Annotated in this window: 26 protein-coding genes; 14 read left to right on the top strand and 12 right to left on the bottom strand. The window is 35.4% G+C overall.

Annotated elements, in window-relative coordinates:
• Positions 1–4: 4 nt before the first annotated feature.
• From M0R38_02530 to coaD, 9 genes are all read left to right on the top strand, one after another.
• Positions 5–634 carry a cytochrome oxidase subunit III gene (locus M0R38_02530; GenBank protein ID MCK9480620.1) on the top strand — a complete coding sequence of 210 codons (630 nt, stop codon included), beginning with the start codon at positions 5–7 and terminating at the stop codon, positions 632–634.
• A gap of 38 nt (positions 635–672) precedes the next feature.
• Positions 673–1,419, top strand: coding sequence for a cytochrome c oxidase subunit 3 (locus M0R38_02535; GenBank protein ID MCK9480621.1), 747 nt, complete (start codon positions 673–675; stop codon positions 1,417–1,419).
• A gap of 23 nt (positions 1,420–1,442) precedes the next feature.
• Complete coding sequence (locus M0R38_02540; protein ID MCK9480622.1) at positions 1,443–1,802, top strand: cytochrome C oxidase subunit IV family protein; 360 nt, start codon at positions 1,443–1,445, stop codon at positions 1,800–1,802.
• Positions 1,803–2,028: 226 nt separating this feature from the next.
• Positions 2,029–3,684: an aldehyde dehydrogenase family protein gene (locus tag M0R38_02545; GenBank protein ID MCK9480623.1), complete on the top strand. Its 1,656-nt coding sequence runs from the start codon at positions 2,029–2,031 to the stop codon at positions 3,682–3,684.
• Between the two features lie 75 nt (positions 3,685–3,759).
• Positions 3,760–4,434: a YceI family protein gene (locus M0R38_02550; GenBank protein MCK9480624.1), complete on the top strand. Its 675-nt coding sequence runs from the start codon at positions 3,760–3,762 to the stop codon at positions 4,432–4,434.
• A gap of 124 nt (positions 4,435–4,558) precedes the next feature.
• Positions 4,559–5,092 carry a hypothetical protein gene (locus M0R38_02555; protein ID MCK9480625.1) on the top strand — a complete coding sequence of 178 codons (534 nt, stop codon included), beginning with the start codon at positions 4,559–4,561 and terminating at the stop codon, positions 5,090–5,092.
• Positions 5,093–5,453: 361 nt separating this feature from the next.
• Complete coding sequence (locus M0R38_02560; GenBank protein MCK9480626.1) at positions 5,454–5,879, top strand: DUF3822 family protein; 426 nt, start codon at positions 5,454–5,456, stop codon at positions 5,877–5,879.
• A complete protein-coding gene (locus M0R38_02565) occupies positions 5,870–6,400 on the top strand; it encodes an RsmD family RNA methyltransferase (protein ID MCK9480627.1) in 531 nt (176 codons plus the stop codon). Before M0R38_02560 ends, M0R38_02565 begins: the two co-directional genes overlap by 10 nt.
• 20 nt (positions 6,401–6,420) lie before the next feature.
• Entirely contained in the window at positions 6,421–6,882 is a 462-nt protein-coding gene (gene coaD / locus M0R38_02570; protein ID MCK9480628.1) for a pantetheine-phosphate adenylyltransferase, read from the top strand.
• A gap of 2 nt (positions 6,883–6,884) precedes the next feature.
• On the opposite strand, the gene kbl is transcribed toward coaD, so the two are convergent.
• A complete protein-coding gene (gene kbl, locus M0R38_02575) occupies positions 6,885–8,081 on the bottom strand; it encodes a glycine C-acetyltransferase (protein ID MCK9480629.1) in 1,197 nt (398 codons plus the stop codon).
• 134 nt (positions 8,082–8,215) lie between these two features.
• On the opposite strand from kbl, the gene ftsH reads away from it, so the two are divergent.
• From ftsH to M0R38_02590, 3 genes are read left to right on the top strand one after another with little or no spacing between them, the layout of a single operon-like run.
• Positions 8,216–10,339 carry an ATP-dependent zinc metalloprotease FtsH gene (gene ftsH / locus M0R38_02580; protein ID MCK9480630.1) on the top strand — a complete coding sequence of 708 codons (2,124 nt, stop codon included), beginning with the start codon at positions 8,216–8,218 and terminating at the stop codon, positions 10,337–10,339.
• Positions 10,326–10,640: a hypothetical protein gene (locus tag M0R38_02585; protein ID MCK9480631.1), complete on the top strand. Its 315-nt coding sequence runs from the start codon at positions 10,326–10,328 to the stop codon at positions 10,638–10,640. Before ftsH ends, M0R38_02585 begins: the two co-directional genes overlap by 14 nt.
• Before the next feature lie 5 nt (positions 10,641–10,645).
• On the top strand, positions 10,646–12,154 hold the full coding sequence (locus tag M0R38_02590; protein MCK9480632.1) for a hypothetical protein: 1,509 nt from the start codon (positions 10,646–10,648) through the stop codon (positions 12,152–12,154).
• Between the two features lie 15 nt (positions 12,155–12,169).
• On the opposite strand, the gene M0R38_02595 is transcribed toward M0R38_02590, so the two are convergent.
• The 8 genes from M0R38_02595 to M0R38_02630 all read right to left on the bottom strand — a co-directional run bounded on the left by M0R38_02595 (position 12,170) and on the right by M0R38_02630 (position 19,850).
• Positions 12,170–13,006 carry a hypothetical protein gene (locus tag M0R38_02595; protein MCK9480633.1) on the bottom strand — a complete coding sequence of 279 codons (837 nt, stop codon included), beginning with the start codon at positions 13,004–13,006 and terminating at the stop codon, positions 12,170–12,172.
• 86 nt (positions 13,007–13,092) lie between these two features.
• Positions 13,093–13,950: a peptide chain release factor N(5)-glutamine methyltransferase gene (gene prmC, locus M0R38_02600; GenBank protein ID MCK9480634.1), complete on the bottom strand. Its 858-nt coding sequence runs from the start codon at positions 13,948–13,950 to the stop codon at positions 13,093–13,095.
• A 2-nt stretch (positions 13,951–13,952) separates the two neighbouring features.
• Positions 13,953–15,941, bottom strand: coding sequence for a ferrous iron transport protein B (feoB, locus tag M0R38_02605; protein ID MCK9480635.1), 1,989 nt, complete (start codon positions 15,939–15,941; stop codon positions 13,953–13,955).
• 11 nt (positions 15,942–15,952) lie between these two features.
• Complete coding sequence (locus M0R38_02610) at positions 15,953–16,183, bottom strand: ferrous iron transport protein A (GenBank protein MCK9480636.1); 231 nt, start codon at positions 16,181–16,183, stop codon at positions 15,953–15,955.
• Between the two features lie 580 nt (positions 16,184–16,763).
• Positions 16,764–17,345 carry a hypothetical protein gene (locus M0R38_02615; protein ID MCK9480637.1) on the bottom strand — a complete coding sequence of 194 codons (582 nt, stop codon included), beginning with the start codon at positions 17,343–17,345 and terminating at the stop codon, positions 16,764–16,766.
• 8 nt (positions 17,346–17,353) lie between these two features.
• Positions 17,354–17,812 (bottom strand): hypothetical protein, encoded by a 459-nt coding sequence (locus tag M0R38_02620; protein ID MCK9480638.1) that lies wholly within the window; start codon positions 17,810–17,812, stop codon positions 17,354–17,356.
• Positions 17,813–18,517: 705 nt separating this feature from the next.
• A complete protein-coding gene (locus tag M0R38_02625) occupies positions 18,518–19,300 on the bottom strand; it encodes a hypothetical protein (GenBank protein MCK9480639.1) in 783 nt (260 codons plus the stop codon).
• A gap of 10 nt (positions 19,301–19,310) precedes the next feature.
• Complete coding sequence (locus tag M0R38_02630; protein MCK9480640.1) at positions 19,311–19,850, bottom strand: hypothetical protein; 540 nt, start codon at positions 19,848–19,850, stop codon at positions 19,311–19,313.
• A gap of 103 nt (positions 19,851–19,953) precedes the next feature.
• Between M0R38_02630 and bshA the strand changes: the two genes are divergently transcribed.
• Positions 19,954–21,087, top strand: a complete 1,134-nt coding sequence (gene bshA / locus M0R38_02635; GenBank protein MCK9480641.1) for an N-acetyl-alpha-D-glucosaminyl L-malate synthase BshA — start codon at positions 19,954–19,956, stop codon at positions 21,085–21,087.
• On the opposite strand, the gene M0R38_02640 is transcribed toward bshA, so the two are convergent.
• From M0R38_02640 to M0R38_02650, 3 genes are all read right to left on the bottom strand, one after another.
• The gene (locus M0R38_02640) at positions 21,088–22,638 is read right to left on the bottom strand and encodes an Rne/Rng family ribonuclease (GenBank protein ID MCK9480642.1); all 1,551 of its coding nucleotides are present in this window, start codon (positions 22,636–22,638) and stop codon (positions 21,088–21,090) included.
• A 137-nt stretch (positions 22,639–22,775) separates the two neighbouring features.
• Entirely contained in the window at positions 22,776–23,570 is a 795-nt protein-coding gene (locus tag M0R38_02645) for a tetratricopeptide repeat protein (protein MCK9480643.1), read from the bottom strand.
• Positions 23,570–23,857, bottom strand: a complete 288-nt coding sequence (locus M0R38_02650) for an integration host factor subunit beta (protein ID MCK9480644.1) — start codon at positions 23,855–23,857, stop codon at positions 23,570–23,572. The genes M0R38_02645 and M0R38_02650 overlap by 1 nt, the downstream gene beginning before the upstream one ends.
• A 92-nt stretch (positions 23,858–23,949) precedes the next feature.
• Here M0R38_02650 and mutY point away from each other — a divergent pair, with 92 nt between their 5' ends.
• Positions 23,950–24,984 carry an A/G-specific adenine glycosylase gene (gene mutY, locus M0R38_02655; protein ID MCK9480645.1) on the top strand — a complete coding sequence of 345 codons (1,035 nt, stop codon included), beginning with the start codon at positions 23,950–23,952 and terminating at the stop codon, positions 24,982–24,984.

Raw genomic sequence — 24,984 nt, forward strand, 5'->3', positions numbered from 1 at the left:
TAAAATGACTACTAATTTTGAAACAAATAATCACCTTCAAGATTCCAAAAACTTAAAAAGTTCAGGAAGTTTTGGCGTTCATCCTGTAATTTTTCTTGTTTGGCTTTTAATAATCGCCTCCATAATGCTCTTTGCAGGTTTTCTAAGTGCATATATTGTACATAGAACAGATGGGTTACGTAATGAAGCGTGGTTGCAATTTGATTTACCAATATGGTTTTGGATTAGTGCCGGAATCGCCATAGCCTCAAGTTTATTAATGCAGAAGGCATATAATGCAGCTAAAAAAGACGATGTACAATTGGTGCCAAGTTTAGTATTGCTTTCAATTGTTACAGGAGTAGCATTTGGAGTATCACAATTCTTAGGCTGGAAAGATATGATAAGCAGAGGGTTATTTATTTCAAATCAGGAGCCGGAGGAAATTTCTGCGAGTTTTGTATATGTGATTTCTTTTGTTCACTTAGCTCATATTCTCATAGGACTTTCTTTATTAATCCTTACGTTCTTTAAGTCTTTAAAGTTAAACGTCCATCGCAAAAACCTTGTGTTTATTAATATCTCCACAACTTATTGGCATTTTCTTGGGTTGCTTTGGATTTGTATTCTTTTATTTCTTTACTTTGCGCGGTAAGAATTTTATTCAGAACTAATTATTTATTTTTCATATAGATGTCAAATACTACTACAATACAACAAGCTAAGCCCACATGGGCAGGAGGTCGCTCTCCATTTAATGTTAGCTATGGAAAGTTGATGATGTGGATATTCTTGATTTCGGATATCTTTACATTTTCTTCACTTTTAGTTTTTTATGGTGCCACCAGATTTGCTAATTGGGATATATGGCCATCGCCAGATATGGTGTTTAATCACTTCCCTTTTGCAGGTCATACCCACTTACCTTTATTTTTTGTTAGCTTAATGACTTTTGTCCTAATTTTCAGTTCAGTAACAATGGTGCTGGCAGTTGAGGCAGGTCAAAGGAATTCACACAAAGAAGTAGGTAAGTATATGTTGTTGACTATTATTGGCGGAATTATTTTCCTTTCTTGTCAAGCATGGGAATGGTCTGTATTTATTGGAGAAGGTGCACGATTATACGAGAACAACTTTGGATTATCTGAAGCCGGATTTAAGTATGCACATAGTCTTAAATTGTTTGATCACTATCATTGGGAAGAAGGATTTAGAGTGGCAGGTGCTCCGCAGTTCTCAGCCTTTTTCTTTTTGGTTACAGGTTTTCATGGATTTCACGTACTAAGCGGTGTGATTATCAATATTGTAGTTTATCTAAATGTAATTTTTGGTACGTATGAAAGAAGAGGGCACTACGATATGGTTGAGAAGGTAGGTCTCTATTGGCACTTTGTTGACTTAGTTTGGGTGTTTGTGTTTACCTTTTTCTATCTCATCTAATTTATACATTAATTTATATCAATATGAGTACAATAAATCAAGTAATGGAAGATCCGGAAAAACAATATGACCCGACTGTTTATGTCCCTGAGGCACATAGCCATGGTAAGAAAGAAGTTTGGATGGTTTTTTGGGTATTGTTGTTTCTAACCTTAATTGATGTAGTTCTTTACTTCACATTTAAACCTTCTAATCTTAGAAATTACACCTTTATTGCATTAGGACTTCTGAAAGGGTTTTATATAGTCGGAACATTTATGCACCTTAAATATGAAGTTAAAAATCTAGTTTTAACTATACTTTTACCTTTGATTTTGGTAGTGTATTTGATTGCATTAGTAATTCATGAAGGCGGAGCAATCGAACTCTCTAACTATATATAAAAGGTAAAGACAATATACGTTTTCTCAAATCCTCTTATACCTCAAGTATAAGAGGATTTTTTTTGTATGTCTTTCCGTAATCTCTGTTTTAGTTCAATTGCTTTTTACTCCTTGATGAAACTGTAGACTTTACTTTGCATAATTGCTATACTCAAAACTATAAGAGCAGTATTAATTTGTGATAAGGTAAGTTAGATTCATCTCAATTTTTTAGCTTTGCAGCACTATGAGTATAACACAAGATTTGAAAGAGCTTGATGAAATTGTTAAGCACATTAAAGAAAGAGGGTATTATTCAAAATACACAGAAAATATTAGGTCTTATTCAGAAGAGTATATGAAAATGGGTGAGACTGCATTTCATAAACAGTTGAATAGTAATTTTAATGAATTATATGCTTCCGGTTGTGCAAATTGGATTGGTGAGGAAGTTTCACCTTACTTAAATGTCGGTTTAGGAATACATTATCCTGCATTTGATGTAAAAACATTGGTGCTGAATGCTCAGCAAGTGAAAAACGCATGGGCTAAAACTTCTTTAGAATTGCGTACAAAAATTTTATTAGAATCTTTAGATGTAATTGCAGAGAGGTTCTCCGAAATAGCTTATGCTACCATGCATACAACCGGTCAATCGTTTTTAATGTCATTTCAGGCAAGTGGGCCTCATGCACTTGACCGTGCGATGGAAGCAATTGTTATGGGATATGTGGAACAAAGTAGATATAATGCACACACAACATGGACTAAAAATTTAGGCAAATTTGATTTGACACTTGAAAAGAACTATAAAGCAATCCCCAAAGGAATCGGGCTGTTAATCGGCTGTTCTACATTTCCAATTTGGAATTCATTTCCTGGTCTATATGCTGATTTAATTACTGGTAATGTTGCGATTCTGAAACCGCATCCTAAAGCAATCTATCCAATCGCCATTGTGATAAGCGAAATACAAAAAGTATTAGAAAAGTACGGTTTTGATAAACGGATTGTACAAATAGCAGTTGATACAGTGCAGGCTCCTATTACAAAGGTATTATGTGAACAATCTGATATTAAATTGATAGACTATACGGGTGGCAATGCTTTTGGAGATTATGTAGAATCTCTTGTTGGAAAGGAAACATTTACAGAAAAAGCAGGAGTTAATTCAATCATATTGGATTCCTCTAATGATTTGCAAAAGACCGCACAAAATATTGCGTTTTCAATTAGTTTATATTCAGGTCAAATGTGTACTGCACCGCAAAATATTTTTGTTGCAGAACAAGGTATTTCAACACCAAATGGAATTGTTGGATTTGATGAGTTTAAGACAATATTGTCAGAGGCTATAAAAGGTTTGGTTACCAATCCTAAAGCAGGAGCAGCAACTTTGGGTGCAATACAAAACGATTTTACTTTAGAAAGAGTGAAGAAAGGGAAATTGCAATTCTCAGATATAGTCTTGGATACAGTTCCGGTAGAAAATCCTGAGTTTGAAGCGGCAAGAGTACAAAGCCCAATTGTAGTAGCAGTTGAAAGTGCTCAAAAAGATTTGTATTGGAAGGAATACTTTGGACCTTTTGTGGTGCTGATAAAGACCAAGAATTTCGAAGAATCTCTTCAGTTAGCTGCTCAGTCAGCACGTGAAAACGGTGCAATTACATGTTTAGCCTATTGCACAGATGCAGAGAAGTCAGACAAGATAGAAGATGTTATGAATAATGCGTTTACTCCTGTATCTTTTAACTTTTCAGGTGCAGCATTTGTCAATCAACACGCTGCTTTTTCCGATTTACACGTAACAGGTGGCAATCCTGCAGGTAATGCAACTTTCACCGATCCTAATTTCATTAATAAGCGTTTTGTTTGGGTGGGAAACCGTTATATGAAAGAATAAATTAGATGTATATACATATAATTTTATTCTTCAGATACTAAATTTGCACTCGTATTAACAAAACAAAATCTTAACATGAAAAAAGTATTTTTAATTGGTTTTGCTGCAGTATTATTTGCAGCGTGTTCAAGTAACACAAATCAAGTAGCTGCAACTGAAGCCGGAGAAGTAGCACAAGTAGAAGAAACAGCCCTAACCCTTAATATTGATACTCAACAAAGTGGAATTGAGTGGTTGGGAGCTAAATTCTTAGGAAAAACTCACAATGGTACCATTAATCTTTCAGGCGGAACTGTTTCAATTGAGGATGGTAAAGTAGTAGCCGGTGATTTTACGGCAGATATGAATACTATAAAGAATCTTGACTTACCTGCAGAAGGAGAGTATAATCAAGAAAAGTTAGAAGGACATTTGAAAAGCGACCATTTCTTTGATGTAGCTAAGTTTCCAACCTCTACTTTTCATATTACTTCAGTTGAAGTTGTTCAAGATGATTCAGGTAATACTCATAAGATTTCAGGTAATTTAACAATCAAAGGTGTAGCAAAGCAGGTTACATTCCCTGCTAAGGTTGATTTCTCTGAGAATGGTTTTAAAGCATCGGCTACTTTTGTAATTAATAGACTTGATTGGGGAGTTACTTATGATGAAGAAGGTATTAAAAACTTCTTAGATGGCGTGGTGAAGAAAGGAAAAGATGACTTTGTTAAAAATGAACTAGAAATCAAGGTTAACTTGGTTGCTCATTAATACGTGCATTGACAAGTCCATCATATTTTTTGTTTTATATAAAGCCCTTACGTCAAATCGTGAGGGCTTTTTGATTATAACTTAATTGTAAAAGTATTAATATTGCACTCTCATTTAAAAACCGATGTCAAATAGAATTATTATCGTTGTGTTGTTAATCCTCAATGGGATTGTTGGCTTTTTAATTTATTATTCAGTCAAAAAAGATGTTGATTACACTATGCAAGTACGTCTGATTGATCAACAAGTGATTGATAGATTGAAAGAAGTCCAAAAAGCACAATTGGCATATAAAGATACCAAAGGAAAGTTTGCTGATAACTTTGACACATTAATTTATTTCTTTAAAAACGAGAAGTATATGGAAATAAAAAGTATCGGAGATTTAGATAAAGATTCGCTAGCCGGATTGGAAGTTGACACTATATATCTTGATCCTTTGATAGAAGTGTTTGGAAGCAAAGAATATAATATTGATAAAATTGCTCTTGTACCTCCACAAGATACTGCTAAATTTAACATTTCAGCCGGTTTTATTGAAAAGAATGAAATCAAAATTCCTGTATTTGAAGTTACAGACCCGCATCCGTTTAACAAACAAAGAACCTTGAAAGTGGGTTCTATGAAAGAAGCTATCTATTCTGGAAACTGGAAATAAGTATAAAGCCAATGTCTTTAAGGAATATTCTTCCAAAAGATGGCAGGAGGATGCCTCCGCAGATTATTATTATATATTTTCACAAAAAAATGGGTTTTATAATGAAGCCGTTTTTGCGCTTGATTTAGAATTAATTGCATTTAGACAGACTGCTGACGAAGATGTTTCCCTTCTGAATTTTATCCCAATTTCACATAATTGTTCATCACAATATTTTCTATTTACTCCAGATTATATTGAGATTATACCGTCAATTTTTAAGGGAGCAGGTGTTTTAAATTTTAATACACGTTTACTTGAGTCGGAAGTAGATTTTTTTGAGACAAAACTGCTATTACGAAATGAGTTTACACCAGAAACAATGCCACCAAGAGGACAGATTCAAGAGATGTCAATTTCAGATTTATTAATTAGGTTGGCAGCAAAAAGTTTAATCCAATTTCCATCTGAAAATGCAATTTTTGTATTGAAGAAACATAATGGATTTCATCTATTGCTGTTAAAAAAAGACAGGTTATTGTTTGCTAATACCTTTGACTTTGTTGCTGCGGAAGAAGTATTGTATTTCTGTTTGAATATTCTAAAAGATTACCAAATTAGCCAAGAGTTAGCATCTTTGTTTTACTCAGAGAATGAATACGCAGAAGGTGTTGTCGAGCTATGGCGACCATATTTTGCAAATCTAATTTCTCTTGAATCCCATTTTGTTTTACCTCGATGCCAAGGTGAGCCTGCGTTTGATTTGAGAGAGTTCAATTTGTTGTTACAGACAGTAAAATGCGTATAAGTGGAGGTGAATTTGCAGGGAGAATAATTAAAGGAAGTCCTGGAACTCATGTGAGACCTACAACCGACCGTGCCCGTGAAAGTTTGTTCAATATTTTGCAAAATCAATTTGATTTCAATGAACTGAAAGTATTGGATTTGTTTGCCGGAACGGGAGTCATTGCTTTAGAATTTCTTTCAAGAGGAGCATTGCATGTGGATTCAATTGATTTGAATATGAAATCGGTTGCATTCATGCAAAATTTAAGAGATGATTTTAGTGTTCAAAACAAATGGACGATTTTTAAGGGAAATGCAATGAGTTGGATAAAGTCTTCAGATTTGTCTGCATATAATATTATCTACGCTGATCCGCCTTATGCTTGGGAATATTATAACAGTTTTCTTAATCTTATGGTTGAAAAGATGCACACGGGTACTCTATTTTGTCTTGAGCATGAGCGTAATAAGTTACTTCCGCATACTACTTTAATTGATGAAAAAGTGTACGGACAGTCTATAATCAGTTTTTATAGAAAATAATTTTCGCTTATTTTGCATAAATGAAACGTGCAGTCTTCCCGGGTACATTTGACCCAATAACCAATGGTCATGTTGGAGTAATTAAGAAGAGCCTCCGACTTTTTGATGAAGTTGTCGTAGCCATTGGTGTTAATGTCAAGAAGTCTTCACTTTTTAGTATTGAACACCGCAGACGTTGGATAGAAGCCGTGTTTGTTGATGAACCGCGTGTAAAGGTGATGAGTTTTGAGGGCTTAACCGTCAATTTTTGCAAATCGCAAGGTATACAATTTGTTATCAGAGGATTAAGAAATTCCACGGACTTTGAATATGAACAAGCTATTGCACACGCCAATGCAGCTATGGCTCCTGAAATTGAAACTATTTTTGTTGTTGCACCGTCAAATGCCGCCACAATCAGTAGCTCTATAGTAAGAGAAATAATAAAATCTGGCGGAGACTACTCACATTTTGTTCCTAAAGTAGTCTGTGAACAAAATTAATATTATTTAATAACCCCTAATTCTTTTCCCACTTTTGTAAAGGCAGCAATTGCTTGATCAATATGCGCTCTTGTGTGTGCCGCTGAAAGTTGTACTCGAATTCTGGCTTGACCTTTTGCAACCACTGGATAGAAGAACCCTATAACATAGATGCCTTCTTTGAGAAGTGCATTTGCCATATCTTGGCTTAATTTAGCATCATACAACATAATTGGAACAATGGCAGCATCTCCATCTTTGTAGTCAAAGCCTGCTTGTTTAATACCTGCCTTAAAATATTTTACATTCTCTTCTAATTTGTCTCTCAGTTCGGTTGTTTGAGAAAGCAAATCAAAAACCTCGATACTTGCATGAACGATACTTGGGGCAAGTGAATTTGAAAACAAATAAGGACGAGAACGTTGTCTCAACATTTCAATAATTTCTTTGCGACCTGTTGTATATCCGCCCATTGCGCCACCTAAGGCTTTGCCAAGTGTTCCTGTTACAATATCGACCCTTTCCATTACTCCACATAATTCCGGAACTCCGCGTCCGGTTTTGCCAATAAAACCAGCACTATGACATTCGTCTGTCATTACTAAAGCATCATACTTGTCTGCTAAGTCACAAATCTTATCTAACTGTGCAACATAGCCATCCATGCTGAATACACCATCCGTTACGATGAGTTTGAATCTGGCACCTGCGGCATTTGCTTGTTTGAGCTGTTCTTCTAAATCAGCCATATCATTATTTTTGTAGCGGTAACGTTGTGCTTTGCAAAGTCTCACTCCGTCAATGATTGATGCGTGGTTAAGTTCATCAGAGATGATGCAATCAAGTTCATTTAATAAGGGTTCAAAAACCCCTCCATTAGCATCAAATGCAGCTGCATAAAGAATGGTGTCTTCTGTGTGATAAAAGTCTGCTATTTTCTTTTCTAATTCTTTGTGTATGTCTTGTGTGCCACAGATAAAACGAACGGAAGACATACCATACCCATGCGAGTCAAGCCCACGTTTTGCTGCTTCAATCACACGGGGGTGGGAGGAAAGACCAAGATAATTGTTTGCACAAAAATTAAGCACCTTTTGACCTGTTGAAAGTGTAATCTCTGCTCCTTGCGCTGAAGTAATAATTCTTTCGCTTTTGTAAAGCCCTGCTTCTTTAATATTGTTGAGCTCGTTGCTCAAATATTCTTTAATTTTACCGTACATATTGTTCTGAAAAAATTTTGTTTGAATCAAGTTGCAATTATAGTATAAATGTCTTGTTTGCCCGAAAATAAAAACCTTTGACATTAAAATTCTTACAAAATTGTACCTTTGCACACTTATTCGCAGTAATACGGATGGAACTCAATCAAAACGAAAATACAAATCCCAATGATAAAAAATCTGGAGGATTAGGACCTAAAAAACCGGCACAACCTAAGTTTAATGCCTATTGGATTTATGCTCTATTGATAATTGGCATTCTGATTATGCAGCTTATGCCTCGTGATAGCGGAGTACAATCTTCATGGGATGATTTAAAGAAGATGGTTGAAGCTCGCGATGTGCGAATGGTGCAAATTGTTAATGACAGAATCGTTAAAGTTTATTTAACGAAGGAAGCATTAGAAAATGCAAAATACGAGAAGTTGAGAAAGTCGAGAGGGTTCTTGGATACAGAAGCTCCTCAATATTACTTTGAAACAAATGTAGATTATTTTCAAACCCAATGGGAGAATCTAAGAAAGGATCATAAAGAGGAAGTGGATGCGGTTAAATTAGATTTTAAAACCGAACACGATTTTATAGGACCAATTTTACAATGGGTAATTATGATTGCCCTCTTTATCGGATTGTGGATGTTTATCATGCGTAGGATGTCAGGAGGTGGTGCCGGAGGACCAGGCCAAATTTTCTCAATAGGAAAATCGCGTGCACAGCTTTTTGATAAGAATACGAAGGTCAATATCACTTTTAAAGATGTAGCTGGTTTGGATGAGGCGAAAGTTGAGGTAATGGAAATCGTAGATTTTCTAAAAAGTCCAAAAAAATACACCAATTTAGGAGGTAAAATTCCTAAAGGAGCATTGTTAGTAGGACCTCCCGGTACAGGAAAGACTTTGATGGCAAAAGCAGTTGCAGGCGAGGCAGGAGTTCCTTTCTTTTCATTATCAGGTTCGGACTTTGTTGAAATGTTTGTGGGAGTAGGAGCAAGCCGAGTACGTGATTTATTTAAACAAGCGAAAGAGAAAGCACCTTGTATTATTTTCATTGATGAAATTGACGCAATAGGTAGAGCCAGAGGGAAAAACTTGGTAAGTGGAGGAAATGATGAAAGAGAAAATACTTTAAATCAGTTGCTAACAGAAATGGATGGCTTTGGTACAGACAGCGGTGTTATTATTCTTGCTGCAACCAACAGACCCGATATATTGGATTCTGCACTCTTACGTCCCGGTCGTTTCGACAGACAGATTTCAATAGATAAACCTGATTTAATAGGTCGGGAGCAGATTTTTAAAGTACATCTTAAACCGGTGAAAATTGCCAATGATGTGGATGCAAAGAAATTGGCAGCACAAACTCCCGGTTTTGCAGGTGCTGAAATAGCGAATGTTTGTAATGAAGCGGCTCTAATAGCTGCCCGTAAGAATAAACCTGCTGTTGAGATGCAAGATTTTCAAGATGCTATTGATAGGGTTATTGGTGGTTTAGAGAAGAAGAATAAGCTCATCAGTCCTGAAGAAAAAAGGATTGTTGCATACCATGAAGCCGGACATGCGATTGCAGGCTGGTTTTTAGAGCACGCAGATCCGCTTGTCAAAGTTTCAATAGTGCCACGAGGAATTGCTGCACTTGGATATGCGCAATATCTGCCCAAAGAACAATTCTTGTACAGAACCAATCAATTGTTAGATTCTATGTGTATGGCACTGGGTGGACGCGCTTCAGAAGAAGTATTCTTTAATGAGATTTCGACCGGTGCGCAAAATGACCTTGAGCGTGTAACAAAAATGGCTTATAATATGGTTACTATTTATGGTATGAGTGCCAAAGTGGGACAAGTTTCCTTTTATGACCCTACAGGTGAATACGCTTATCAAAAACCATATTCAGACACTACAGCCCAACTTATAGATGAAGAAGTAAGACAAATAATTGAAAGTGCTTATCAAAAAGTAAAGCAGTTGCTTACTGAAAAGAAAAAGGAAATAGAAATATTGGCTGAGGAGTTGTTGAAGAAAGAGATTCTTTTCCAATCAGATTTAGAGGTTTTGATAGGAAAACGCCCTTTTAACACAAAGACTACGTATGAAAGCTATATGGATGGAGATCATATGGTAACAACTTCAGAAAACGAGAAAGAAATTGAGCATCATACAAACCTGGTTCAAAATGATTCAGAAATTACAAATAAAGACAATGGAGTTTCTGAAGAAAACAGTATTGTTTCTGATGAAAACAACCATGAAGAACAGTAGTAAGTTCACAATTCTTGTTCGTGGTTTCTATTTATTACTTCTTTTAGGTCTTTCTTTTTCAGTTTTTAGTAATTCTCATGCAGATAGTCTGCGCACTGTTGTCAAGACAAGATATGGTGGCAAAGTGAAGATTATTAAGGAATATGACATCAAAACCAATAAGTTGGTTACCAAAGAAAAAATTAAAAATGGCAAACGTGTTTATTTCATTGAATTTAATGAGAAAGGCAAAGTTAAACGCCATATCAATAAGAAGGGTGAGGAAATTATTCATAAACCAGGTTGTAATTGTTCGTTTTAAACATTGTGTCAGTAGCGAGGTGTACCATACTTTTCTTTTTAGCCTTTACTTGTTTTTTGCAAGTAAAGGCTCAAAAAATACAGATAATTAATACTGATGAATTGCGTTTTGATGCAGCGTCTCAGTCAAAGTACTGCAAAGGCAATATTAAGGTATTGCATGAAGGAGTTTTTATTCAATGTGATTCGGCAGTCATTAACGACAAATACAATACAGTTGATGGTATCGGAAAAGTATATATATATCAGCCTGATACCTTTGATATGAGAGGAAATCGCGTTTTTTATGATGGAAAGACTAAAATAGCTAGAGTCTCAGGGGATGTGGTTCTTACAGACCAAAAAATGACCCTAACTACTCCTTTTATTGATTATGATACGAAAAATAAAAGTGGTTCTTATAGTGCAGGAGGATTGATTGTTAATGAAAATGATCGCCTGACCAGTAACAAAGGGTATTATAATTCAAGGACGAATGTGGCTTCTTTTAAAGAAAATGTTGTCCTTGTAAATCCTGAATATACTATGACCGGAGATACATTGCAATACAATACAAGTTATAGAACTGCTTACTTCTTTGGACCTACTGTTATACAGAGTGAACAAAACCGAATTGAGTGTGTTTGGGGATATTACAATACTGCTTCAAATCTTGCTTCATTTAGTAGGCGAGCTACCATTTTTGGAGAATCTTCTGATATCACTGCGGATAGCTTTTTTTATAATAGAAACTCAGGTGATGGAGAGGCATTTGGTAACATTGTAATGAATGATACTGCCGAAGAGATTACTGTGTATGGACAAAATGGTTTGTATATGGAGAAGAAGCGTGAAACTATTATTACCGGCTTCCCTATGAGTGAACGAATGTTGGACAATGACACTATGCTTTTGTTGGCAGATACATTCTACTATTATTCGGATACATCAATAAAGAAATTATTGGCATATAGAAATGCTCAAATACTTTCTCCACGTATTGCAGGTAAATGTGATACACTGATTTACTTTATGAAAGATTCGGTGATGCTCATGTTGGAAAAACCCATACTTTGGAATGAGAACAATCAAATTACCGGAGATTCAATCAGTGTGTACATGAAAGATGAGAAATTGGATTATATGTTTGTGCGGAACAATGGTTTTGTTGCTTCTTGGTTGGAAGAGGATAGATTTAATCAAATGGCAGGAAATCAAATCTATAATTACTTTGTGGATGGTAAATTAAGAAAAGTGAATCTTTTTGGTCAAGGGCAATCCATCTATTATGTGCGCGAGGACGAGTCTGATACTGCTGCATATACTGGTGTTAATCGTATTGCAAGTGGTGCGATAACGATCTTTATGGATAGTTCAGGTATTCATAATATTCGATTTTATCCTCAACCGGAACCGGAAGGAGTCCTTTATCCCCCTAAGGAAATACCTGAATCTGAGAAAGTGTTGGATGGTTTTCATTGGCAAATCCAATTAAAACCTAAAGATGAGGATTTTTATAAAAGAAAATCTCAATAAGTAAAACTACCGAACTTAGTAAAACATATAACCTTCTGTACTAATCTTGATGTTTTGGTTTTGCTTAATTTCCCTTACAAACATATATACAGTAGTTTTTTCTTCCTTATCTTCTATAATTGATTCATAAGGCATGCCTTTTCCATTAAAATTCACTCCTTTAAAATCTGATTTTTGCACATTTGACATGCCATTTTGCATGTATTCTTCCCATATTTTAATGTCTCCTTCGGCTACCCAAAACGTTTGTTTTTGTTTGCTGTTTTCACCCACATATTCGTAGCAAGTTTTTCCTAAGATTTTCTTTGTTTTTCCTGTTTTAGAAAGTTTAATCTTATTCTTTTCAGCTTCCTCGCTCATTTTGCCTTTTAATGAAATTGACATTCCAATTTTATTAGTACCTGTTTGCATTAGTGTTGTAACGCAGCTATCTTGCATATTTGTAATCATTTTCATGTCTTTGGTTTCCTCACTTACGCTTGTATAATGGATGATGCTCCCAAATTGCAAACCTGTTTTTTGATATAACATAGACATATTCATATTGAAACTATCCTTGTCTTTCTTCTTTGCATCTATTTTAACGGAATACATATCAATAATGTACTCGGTTTGAAAGTTGTATTCCTTTTCAACTTTGCAGTTCTTATTTCCACCGAACCCACCTATATTCGGCATCACAAATTGGTTAACTCCTCCTGTATCAGAATCTTCAACTTTGTTTGTTTTAGTATCAGTTCCGATATTGATGTTCACATTTATCTTATTATTAATTCTATCAAGAATGCCTTGAGAATGGAGTGCGTTGTTGGTGAACAATATTAAGGCAGAAGCAATGACTATAGTTTTCATTCTTCAATATTAAGAATTTTATGAATAAGAGTGATTTTGTTTTCAGATTTTAGTAATCATCGAACTATTCGATGGTTTTTAATCTTTTACACTTTATGTTTAATTAGCCAAAATCTGTTCTTGCCAATTATATCTTGAATAATTTCTGAATGAAATTGTGCTTCATCGCCTATATGTTGCAAAGATGTTGCATACATAGGATTGATTTCGCATATCATCTTGCCTTGTGAAGCAAGATTTTTTTTTGCCATCAACAATAATGCACGATAATAAATCAGCGAATCATCGCCTTCGGCAAACAAAGCTAAATGTGGCTCAAATTCAAGGACATTGGGAGATATTGTTGATGTTTCTTCTCTTGTGATATAAGGGGGATTAGATACAATTAAATCAAATAATGGCTCATGTGGTAACTGTGCTTGGTTGAGTAAATCATGTTCAATGAATTTAATGGCATGATTAGTTCCAAAGTTTTGAAGTGCGTTTGTTAATGCGGTACTAAGTGCTTTTTTGCTAATATCGGTTGCCCAAATTGTCGCCTGAGGAAAAATATTTTTTAAACCCAGCGCAATGCATCCACTGCCGGTACAAAAATCTATTGCTTTGGAAGGTTGTGTATTATTAAATAGTTTCTTTGTCAAAAGTACGAGTTCTTCTGTTTCGGGACGTGGAATAAGCACAGAAGAGTTAACATTGAGTTTCATTCCTAAAAAATACTCATAACCTAAAACATATTGCAAGGGCTCACCGGTTTGCAGTCGCTTGAGTGTGATGTTAAACTCTTTCTCTTGTTGAGGGTTGGGCTGTATTTCTTTAAGACGAATCTTGGTTAAACTCATCCCGCTCATTTCTTCAATTAATCTCTTAGAAATAGCAACATTATCCTCTAAATGTTTTAATTGAGAACAAGCTAAGTCGTATAGTTCTAACCAGCTATGTGTCATGATTAACTCAATAAATTGTATGCTGCCATGCACACAAAATAAGCAGCTCCATACATTGATACCAACTGAATAAGAGTGTATTTAATACTTTTAGTCTCTTTATATACAACTGCAACAGTACTCGCACATTGGAGCGCAATAGCATAGAATAATAGCAAAGAAATTAATACAGGGAATGTGTATATGGAAAGCCCTGTTGTTGGGTCTTTTTGTTTTTGTAACATTTCACGTAACCCTACGCCTTCATCATCATCAGCTAAGCCGTATATTGCAGACATAGTGCCGACAAAGACCTCCCTTGCAGCAAAGGATGTTGTGAGTGCAATCCCAATTTTCCAGTCGTATCCCAATGGTTTGATAGCAGGTTCAATTATCTTTCCGATTTTGCCAATCCAAGAGGCTTCGAGCAGCTCTGCATTTTGTTGTTGCTCAATTTCGGGACTGAGTGAGTTTCCATATTCAGTTGCATACTGTTCTTTAATTTGTTGCATTTGACCGGCAGGTCCAAAGCTTTTTAATAAGAATAGAATGAGCGAGACAATCAAAATAACTTTTCCGGCTCCGCTTAAAAACATCATGCTTTTTCGATAGAGCATATAGAACAACGGTCTCCAGCGTGGTGGACGCAATTCAGGCATTTCTAAAACAAAAAAGTGATTCGCTTTTGCTTTAATAAAGAGTCTGAAAATCAACGCAAATAATAATGCAGACACAAATCCCAATAAATACATGCCCATCAAAACTAAGCCGCGTGTGTTAAATAGCCATACATAACTGTCTTCCGGGACTAACATAGAAATCAGTAACGTATAAACCGGTAAGCGAGCAGAACATGTCATTAAGGGAATAATAAAAATAGTAGCAAGTCTTTCGGCTCTGTTTTCAATAGTGCGTGCTGCCATGATGGAAGGAATTGCACATGCTAATCCTCCGGTCATTGGAATGACTGATTTTCCACTCAATCCAAATTTGCGCATGAAATGGTCTGATAAGAAACTGATTCTGGTGATATATCCTGTTTCTTCTAAAAGCCCTATGAAGAAAAATAATATTACTATTTGCGGAACAAAGACTACCACACCGGCTAATCCTGATATGATGCCTTCTACAACCATGTCATTAAAGAAACCGGGTGCTAAAGCATTTTTGATGAACCCTCCTACCTTAATGAAAATCCATTCTATTCCTTGCATTGGAAGTTCTGCTAACATAAATACCGATTGGAAGATCACTGTCATTACTGCTAACATTATTACTATGCCCCAGATTGGATGTATCAGGAGTTGGTCTAATTTTTCAACCAATCTTTTTTTATAGGGTAGGCGAGTTACTGATGTTTTAATTATTTCAGCAATCATTCTTTGCCTTTTTCCGGCATCTATCTTACGGTTTTCATCAAGATGTTCTTGGTTACTCAACATTTGCTGTTCCACAAACTCCGGGTATGCTATTCCTGAATTGTCAAAACTTGCATAGAACGGGGTTTGATTAGGAAAGACAACTTTATGGATAGTGTTCTTTAATGTGTCAATACCGGTTGATTTGAGTGCACTGATTGGAACAACCAACACTCCCAGTCTTTGCGACAACGCGTCAATATCTATTTGAATTCCTTTGCTTTGAGCCAAATCCACCATATTGAGTGCCAACATTATGGGGATTCCTAAATCAGCAATTTGAGAAAAATAAAAAAGGTTGCTTTCTAATCTTGTTGCATCTGCAACAAAGACTATCATATCATTCTTTGCATTCAGAATTTCATTAGCAGCCACAAGTTCATCTTCTGACTTAGGAAAAAGACTGTATGCTCCGGGTAAATCTACCAGTGTATAGGACTTGTTATTGACTTTGATAGTTCCGGAAACTTTCTCAACCGTAGTACCCGGAATATTGGTAACTTTCTGATTTAAGCCTGCAAGTATGTTGAAAATAGATGTCTTACCACAATTTGGGTTTCCTGCAAGTAATATTCTTGGGGTATCTGCTTCCAATTTGATGTGAATTATACTTGGGGTTCAACCATGATTTGAGAAGTTTCGCTCTTGCGAAGAATTAATTTAGTGCATGTACATTCAATGATCGCAGGGTCGCCAAAGGGCGCACAACCTGTTACAGTAAGAGTTGTACCTTTGACAAATCCAAACTCAAGCATTTTGAGTTCAAGTTGAGGATTGTTCACGCACTTAAGTGTGGCTTTTTCACCCTTTTTTAGTTCGCACAGCGCTTTTGCCATCGGTGCAAATGTACTTATTTATTATCATTTTAAATAAGGGTAAATCGCTTTTTGGAAATTTTATCATTCTTTCGTTTGATTGCCGGAATAAGGGATTAGCAGAGGGTATGGTGTCAGATAATGTGAACGATTGCATGTTTGCGAGCTTGTGGAATCTGAGTCTATGAACGTTCATCCGATGTCTCGTCCCGAAAAAACGTTACAGCGTGATTGAATACAAAAGTATTTTTTAACCAATGATGTATTTCAAAATGTAAATACACTGAAATTCAAAAACATAAATTAGTTTTTTAATCGGTAAAATATTAACAATCAATGAGTAGATAAATAGGGTGGTTTTGCGACAATTTTACGTTTTGCAGCTACCCGAAGGTGGCGACTTCGAAGCACTTCACTGTCAACCAAGCACAAAGTACGATAGAAGCACAAAACTTGATTTAACCACTGAGCCGCCACTTTTGAGTAGCTGCTGTTAGCAGCAGTATTCTAAATTTTGTTCTGGTTTAATAGTCAATGTGTTATTAAATTTAATCAGATGCTTAAAGATGCAAATTAACCGTTTAAAAAGTTGATTTGAAGATCAGTTAAATTTAGCTATGCATCTAAATCCAAAAACAGTATTAGAATTGCTTTTATATGGTTGAATTTCGTTATTAGTGGAAATATTTTGAACTTTGTTGTAGTAAATTATTTCAGGCACTTCTGATGAAATATTGATTATGTTCTTTCTTCTGTCAGCTATTCCCAAATATGTATATGTTGTAGAGTCAAGAGGATAATAAGTTATATTGCTACCAATGAATCCTTTTAACTGTCGAACTGCTTCTGTCCTGAATTCTGAATATTTTTCAATTTGGTCAGGTGTAACACCAACTATCGGAAGTTTTTTATCTGTTTCATTTTCACTATAATAAACATTCTTACCGTAATAAACCTTAATAACATTAGTGTCTGGCAAACAAAATAGCGCAGAAGAATCTCCGAGATTATGTTTAGTGTACCAATAAAACTCTTTCCAATCAATTATAGATACAACTTTTTTATCGACAAAGTATCCAAGATGATTAACAAACTCTGTACCTGGTGGAATTTTTCGAGGTTTACTAAAACGATTAGTCAGACTAAACTGGGAAATTCCAAGTAAAATTATCAAAATCGTCAATGAATATTTCAACATCTATATAGTCTTTCTTTAATGATTAATTTTTGAAATTCAATTTCTGTTAAATTGTAAAGTGATTTTAAATCTGGTTTGGTAGTACCACCTTTCAAATAAACACCCCAAATCTTAAATATTGTGATAAGCCTTTCTTCTTCATCATAATCTAAATAGGGTTCACAATTTAATCCGAAGAAGAATGCGAACATTTCCTCATCTATTTCAGTAGGGGAGAATGTTTGAATAAGGTTGTCAAGATTAGCTACTGAAAAACTATTTAATTGACCATCGGTAAAGTCAGCATCATATTTAGGTGGAGTTAGAATTATCTCGCCAGAGGGACAATTTGCTTTTCCTTGAGCTTTAGCTTCTTTTTTACTTGTTGAAGAGCCGCCTCCGGAACCATCTTTACAAGTCCAAACCCACCATCCAGTAGTTTTAGATTTTTCAATTTTGTAGTTTTTTGCCATTGTCTTATTGTCTATATTGCAAGTAAATGTTTTTTATCGTTTACTTCATTAAATTTATTTTTATAAACGATTAAAGTTAATACGGGTTCGATAAGAACTTCTGTAGCTTGATTAGAAATCATAGATTCTGTTTATATTGCACGTAACGACAGTCTGTAAAATAACTTATTATGTAGTTAATATTCGTTGTTAAACTAGGCATTTATTGCAAATTTAAGGATTTCTTTATAGGATATTTTTTAATGGATGTTTGCAGATTATCAAAGAAGAAGCTGTTGTAATGGGATTTTCAAAACTGTTCATCTAATTAAAGTAGAAGCCGCATTCAACACAGGATTCAATCGAAGTGGAACTATGTTTAATCCCTATATGTTACCGGTTCGTGCTTCTTTTCTGTCGTGTTGGTTTTTGCCCTTGATATTCCAAAACCCAATCAAAATACTGCGAAATGGAATATCATATTTCAAGCCAAGTTTCCGATACGTGTAATTACCTTTAAATACTCGGCAACAATTTCTTCTTTTGTTTTTCTTTTTTGACTCATTTTGTGTAAAATTAGGTTAACATTTCTGTCAACCTATTTCAGTATAAGTCATATATTTTTTCTCTTTCCAAAAATTCAAAAGGGCTGTTGAGATAGGTGTATTCTAATTACACTTTCACTATCGTAAATGTTTGTGATAAGACAGAAATTCTACACTGCCATTATTTACTTACAGAAATCTTACTATTGAGAGTAAGATTGGTAGGGTCGGAATAATCGTATTGGAAGATACCGTCTTGTGCACTCAATATGATGTTGTTGTTGAAAGGAATCACATCATAAGGACCACTGACATTTATTGAATTTATCTGTTTAGGGTTCGCAGGATTTGGGTCATTTACCTTCATTACCAATAGTTTGTCCCCATCACAAACAAATAGAATGTTATTGTCAATGCCAAGTCCTCTGGGAGAGGTCATGTGCACTGTCTTTACTAAATTTGGCATGTCGATGTTAGAAATGTCTAAAATATGTAATTCATTAATAGACCCTCTGCAACCTGTGGCTCCATTGATGGTTACATAGGCAAAATCATTTTCTGCTACCACGGGGTCACATCCGATGATATGGCTGAATCCACTCACATATTGTGGTGATTCAGGGTTTGCCAATGAGTACACTATCATTCCAAACTGGGTTCCAAATAATAAATGCCCATTATAGTAAAACACTGTTTCAACATTCCTGTCAAATCCTGAACCATTAATGGGAACTGTATTTTTTTCTTTAATGTTGGCAGGGTCTGAAATGTCATATACTATTACATTATTGCTGCTCACTGAATATAAGTAGTTGCCTACAATAGAAAAACGCGCATAGGATCCACTCTTTCCAGTATTGCCATTTGAATTACCGGTAGGGTTAGATATATCTTTTGAACAGGAAGCTATACAGAATGAAAGCATTGCTAATGCAATTGTGTTTATTATAGAAAGTCTTTTCATAGTATTCAGATTATCTAATTGTACAATATTCTCCTTCAATTTCACCTAATTTCCAGCCAATCACCATTCCTTTGTCCGGGTCAGGGCATTTAAAAATAATTTCTCCATTCTCATTTCTAATTGAGCTTGTAACATCAGGATTGGAATTGTTGTTTGTTTTGGATTCAATCATGCTTACATATTTTGCATTTATAGGGTCGGCAATGTTTATTGCTATTAAATTGAAGCCCACATTGGCAAAAAGCGTATTTGCTTTTACTGCCATATCATAACAACCTGGTATTTTGTAAAATGCAAGATTGACGGGCTGTTTATTGTTTGTGTTGTCAAGTACATGTATGCCTTCTCCTCTCTCGTTGATGAACAAAAGGTTGTTGTAAATATAAATTTTGCCGGGGTTTTTTAATTTAGAGGGTGCTGTTTGAATAAATAACTCTTCAACATCGTTTGCATAAATAGGAAGATAGCCCTTTTTAATACGATCTTTTGTGTTGACAGTGCAACTGATCAGGGCAAGTAAAATTATGAGAAAGAAGTATGTTTTTTTCATAAGAAACAGTCCGTTTGTTTATGTCAAAAGTAGTTTAATTTTCTGTATAAACAGCTAATAGTTATACCGCCCCTATGAGTAATTTATTTACTTTGCGACTCAAATGAAAATTGGAATTTTATTATATCCAACTTTTGGCGGAAGTGGGGTCATGGCAACTGAATTAGGCAAAGCTCTAGCTCAAAAAGGATATGAAGTACACTTTATCTCTTATAATATTCCTGCTCGATTGACACATTTTCATGGGAATGTTTTTTTTCATGAGGTTTCGGTTAAATCCTATCCTTTGTTTGACTATGTGCCTTATGAAACAATTTTAGCAAGCAAAATTGTAGATATTGTCATGAGACAAAACTTGGATATTCTTCACGCCCATTATGCAATCCCACATGCATCGGCTGCAATCATGGCAAAGATGATTCTGAAGGAGAAAGGGATTCATATTCCTCTTGTTACTACTCTTCATGGCACAGATATTACGCTTGTGGGTCGAAATCCCACTTATAAACCGGTTGTGGAATATTCAATTAACAATTCGGAGGCTGTAACTGCGGTTTCAGAAAGCTTGAAGTCGGATACCTTGACAATTTTTAATATAAGAAATCACATCAATGTAATCTATAACTTTGTCCATATTGAGGAAAATGAAAGAGTGATAGACAATGATTTCAGGAAATCCATTGCCCCGCATGGAGAGAGAATCTTGGTGCATAGCTCAAATTTTAGGAAAGTAAAAAGAATTGAAGATGTAATACAGGTATTTAATAAGGTTCGTAAACAATTGCCTTCAAAACTGATTATTATTGGCGATGGTCCGGAGCGAGATGCAATTGAAGCCTTGTGTCAACAACTGAGTCTATGTAACGATATTGTTTTTCTTGGCAGACAAGAAGCAGTGTATGAGATACTTGCCAATTGTGATTTATTCCTTCTGACATCCGAGACAGAAAGTTTTGGCTTGGCAGCTTTGGAAGCAATGGCATGTGGCACTCCTGTAGTTTCAACCAATGCTGGTGGAATACCCGAAGTAAACAAAGAAGCTTTTTCGGGTTTTTTACTCCCGGTAGGAGATGTTCAAGGAATGGCAGAGAAAGCAATATATATTCTTTCTTCAGAAGAACGACTAAGGCAGTTTAGCAGCAATGCATTGGTTCAAGCAAAACAATTCTCTATTCATAGTGCTTTGCACGGCTATTGTGAGGTTTATGAAAAAGCAATTTCTGCTGTAAAAAGATAATTACAACACAATCTCTTCTCCGGCTTGGTTCTCAAATGCAAAGAGTCCCAATGGAGTTTGTTTGTCATCACGTATATTGAGCCATTTGCCGTATTTGAGAAACCATTTCATGCGAATAGTAATTATACCTTTTGTGAAATATGATTTCAAAATGGGATTGCAAACCAGCGTTAATTTCTTCATATTTTGGTTCATATACAGATAGGCAAGTGCTTCATCAATTCTGTCTTCAAGTAGGTTAGCAGACTCAACTTTGCCGGAGCCGTTGCAAGCAGGACAAACCTCAGATGTAATAATCACAGTCTCAGGTCTGATTCTTTCTCTGGTTATCTGAATTAAACCAAATTTGCTCATTGGCAGAATACTGTGTCGTGCCTTGTCGGCTTTCATGTATTCAAGCAATTTCTCATTGAGTTGTTTTTTGTGTAGCGGTGATTTAAGGTCAATAAAATCAACAACGATAATCCCACCCATATCGCGGAGCCTTAATTGACGAGCAATTTCTTGTGCTGCTTCAAGATTAACTCGCAGAGAAATCTCTTGTTGACTTTCACCTGCATTAAGTTGACGACCACTGTTTACATCTATAACATGTAATGCCTCTGTATGTTCAATGATAAGATATGAGCCGGCAGAAAAAGGCACCTTCTTTCCAAATGAAGTCTTGATTTGTCGGTCAATATCAAAGTTCTCGAACAAACTCGCTTTACCCTTGTACAGTTTTACTAAGTTTGATTTACCGTGTGAAATACGATTAACTATTTGACGGATTTCATCCATCAAGGGCATTTCGTTTACCCAGATATTTTCAAAACTATCATTTAGTAAATCACGCAGAATCACCTCTATCTTAGAACCTTCGCTCAGTAACTTTGTCCTGTGATTGGCATTATGTAAGGCTTTTACAGTAGAATCCCATTTTTTAAGTTGTTCTTGTAGGTCATTTTTGACCTCTTCATATGTCGCTTCTTCAGCAACGGTCCTAACAATAATCCCAAAGTTTTGAGGTCGAAAGTCTCTAAAGAGATTTTTAATTTCCTTCTTTTTTTCAGGATTTCCTATCTTTCGAGAAACAGAAAGCTGCTGAGAAAATGGCATTAAAACTAAATACCTACCTGCAAATGAAATGTCGCAACCCACACGCGCACCTTTGTTATGAATAGGCTCTTTGAGAATCTGAACCATGATGAGTTGCCCTTTTTTAACATAGTCGCCTATGGGAGCACCCTTAAATGTGTCAGGTTGAAATTCTATATTGTCAAGCTTGGTATTTTTAACACCTGCTTGATGCGCAGTTTTAAAGTAGTTATTATATGTAAGAAATTTAACACCAAGGTCGTGGATATGCAAAAAAGCATCCCTTGTGTCACCTATGTCTATAAATGCAGCATTAATTCCCGGAACAACTCGTTTAACCTTGCCCAGATATAAGTCCCCAACTTTAAAAGATTCGTTACCACTTTCGTTGTGGTACTCCACTAATTTTTTGTCGGATAATAAGGCGATTTTTGTTTGTCCGGCAACTCTTTCTATGAATAATTCGTTGACCAAACTTATAAAGAATAAAATGAATAGAAGACTATTTCTTCTTGTGGCGATTCTTTCTTAAACGCTTTTTTCTTTTGTGAGTTGAAATTTTATGTCTTTTTCTTTTTTTACCGCTTGGCATATATCTTTAAAATTAAATTTTACTGTCCTTTTAATGTTTCCTTTGTTCTGAACTCGGTGCCTCGTTTCAAGTAGTAATCAGCACTGTCTTTTATGTTCATTCTGCTGAATACTTCACTGACTTTAAAGTTGTAGTCAGAATTAAAGGGCTGCAAAGATAGTAATTTTTTGAAACGTTCTAATGCTTTTTCAAATTGTCCTGATTCAATAGAAAAATCCCCTAACATATATAACGCATCAGTATTATTTGGGTCTTCTGACAACACTTCTTGTAACACACTGATTCCTTCCATTGATACAGGTTGAGTTCGTACTAATATAAAGCCTTTTAGTGTCTTTGCATCAAGGTTCTTAGGATTGTTGGTTAATATCTTTTCTAAAATTGCTTTTGCTTTTAATAAGAAGAGTGTACCTCGGGAGTCTTCTTTTGTAAATCTGTCTGCCACAATTAAATAACGTGCTGCTTGCAAACGCAGGCTATCATTTTGTTGCATTTCTGCAAGTTTGTCATTGTAATATGCAACCGTTGAAACCAAACCGGAATTGATAGCTCTTTCAATAAGGGTGCTAATAGAGTCGCTACTTAGTTTTGCTTGTAAAGGGAAATCTGTTTCAATGTTGTACCCTAATTCTGATATTTCTTCTGAAATAGCGAGCAGGTATGATTCTTCTGAAAAAACGGGTTGACTGGTTGCGGGTTTTGTGGTTTTAGTAATGTTTGCTTTTGAAGTTTTCCAGTTCTGAAATATTAGTAGGATTCCAATCGCTATTATTATAGAAATAATAGCAAGGCGAAATAGAGGCTTAGAGAGCATTATTTGACTTTAATTCTTTTTATTTTATCAGCAAAGGTTTTGGCTGGTTTAAACTTTGGAATGTAATGCGCTTCAACAACCATTGCAGTATTTTTGGTAATGTTTCTCGCAATTTTTTTAGCTCTTTTTTTCAAAATAAAACTCCCAAACCCTCTGAAAAAAATGTTCTCGCCTTTGCTCATTGAGTCTTTTACAACATCAAAGAATGAGTCAACAGTCTCGAGAACAACTGCTTTCTCCGTGCCTGTTTTTTCAGCAATTTTTGCTACTACTTCGGCTTTTGTCATGACTGTGTGTTTTAATTATTAGTAGGGCAAAATTAGTAATTCGTCTTTAACAAACAAGTGTTCAATTTGTTTAATATTGGCACTGCAATCGGATGAGTTGGTATATTGAGTTGATTAATTGGTATTTGAACAACAAAAGGGAATTGCCATGGCGTGATGAAAAAAATGGTTATTTGATTTGGGTATCAGAAGTAATTCTGCAGCAGACGCGTGTAAATCAAGGAATTGCATATTACCTGCGTTTTATTGAACGATACCCTACAGTTGAAAGTTTAGCAGAGGCAGATGAACATGATGTGCTCCTGCTTTGGCAAGGCTTAGGTTATTACTCCAGAGCAAGAAATTTACACAAAGGTGCAAAACAAATCGTGGAAAATTTTCATTCTAGTTTTCATTATCCCCCAGAAGAGTTGATGAAAATTAGGGGAATTGGGCATTATACGGCAAATGCAATTGCATCATTTACAAATGATTATCCGGTGCCGGTTGTTGATGGGAATGTATATAGAGTCGTTACTAGACTGTTTGGAATTGACGACCCTGTGCCAAGTGAAAAAGTGCGTAGGCTGATTACTGATATTTTACAACCTGTTGTGAGTCAGTGTAAATCTTCAATTTTTAATCAGGCGTTGATGGAGTTAGGAGCATTAATATGTTTGCCACAAAGTCCTAAGTGCTTTGATTGTCCGATTCATGTTCATTGCTTTGCATGCAAAAACAATCAACAAGGTTTCTTTCCTGTCAAAGTTAAAAAGGCTAAACCCCGGCATTTGTTTATTTCTTATTTACACTTTGTTGATTCAGAAGGAAAAACAATGTTATATTTACGTAAGGAAGGAACATGGAAAGGATTATATGAGTTTCCATGTTTGCAAGGAACGAATTTAATCGACAAAGAAGAAGTGTTATCTTGGCTCAAGAATCAAAACTGTCTTATTAAACGGATGAGTAAAAAGTATGAGACAAAGCATCAGCTTACACATAAAACCATTTTTGCTCAGTTTTGGGAAATATCTCTTGACAGGCTGCCATTATTTGAAAATTTAATTACCTTTGACATTTATTTTGAAGAAATAAGAAATTATCCTATTCATCAATTAATGCAGAAATACATTAATCAACTTTAG

This window comes from Bacteroidia bacterium (assembly GCA_023228875.1).
Lineage (GTDB): Bacteria > Bacteroidota > Bacteroidia > NS11-12g > UBA955 > JALOAG01.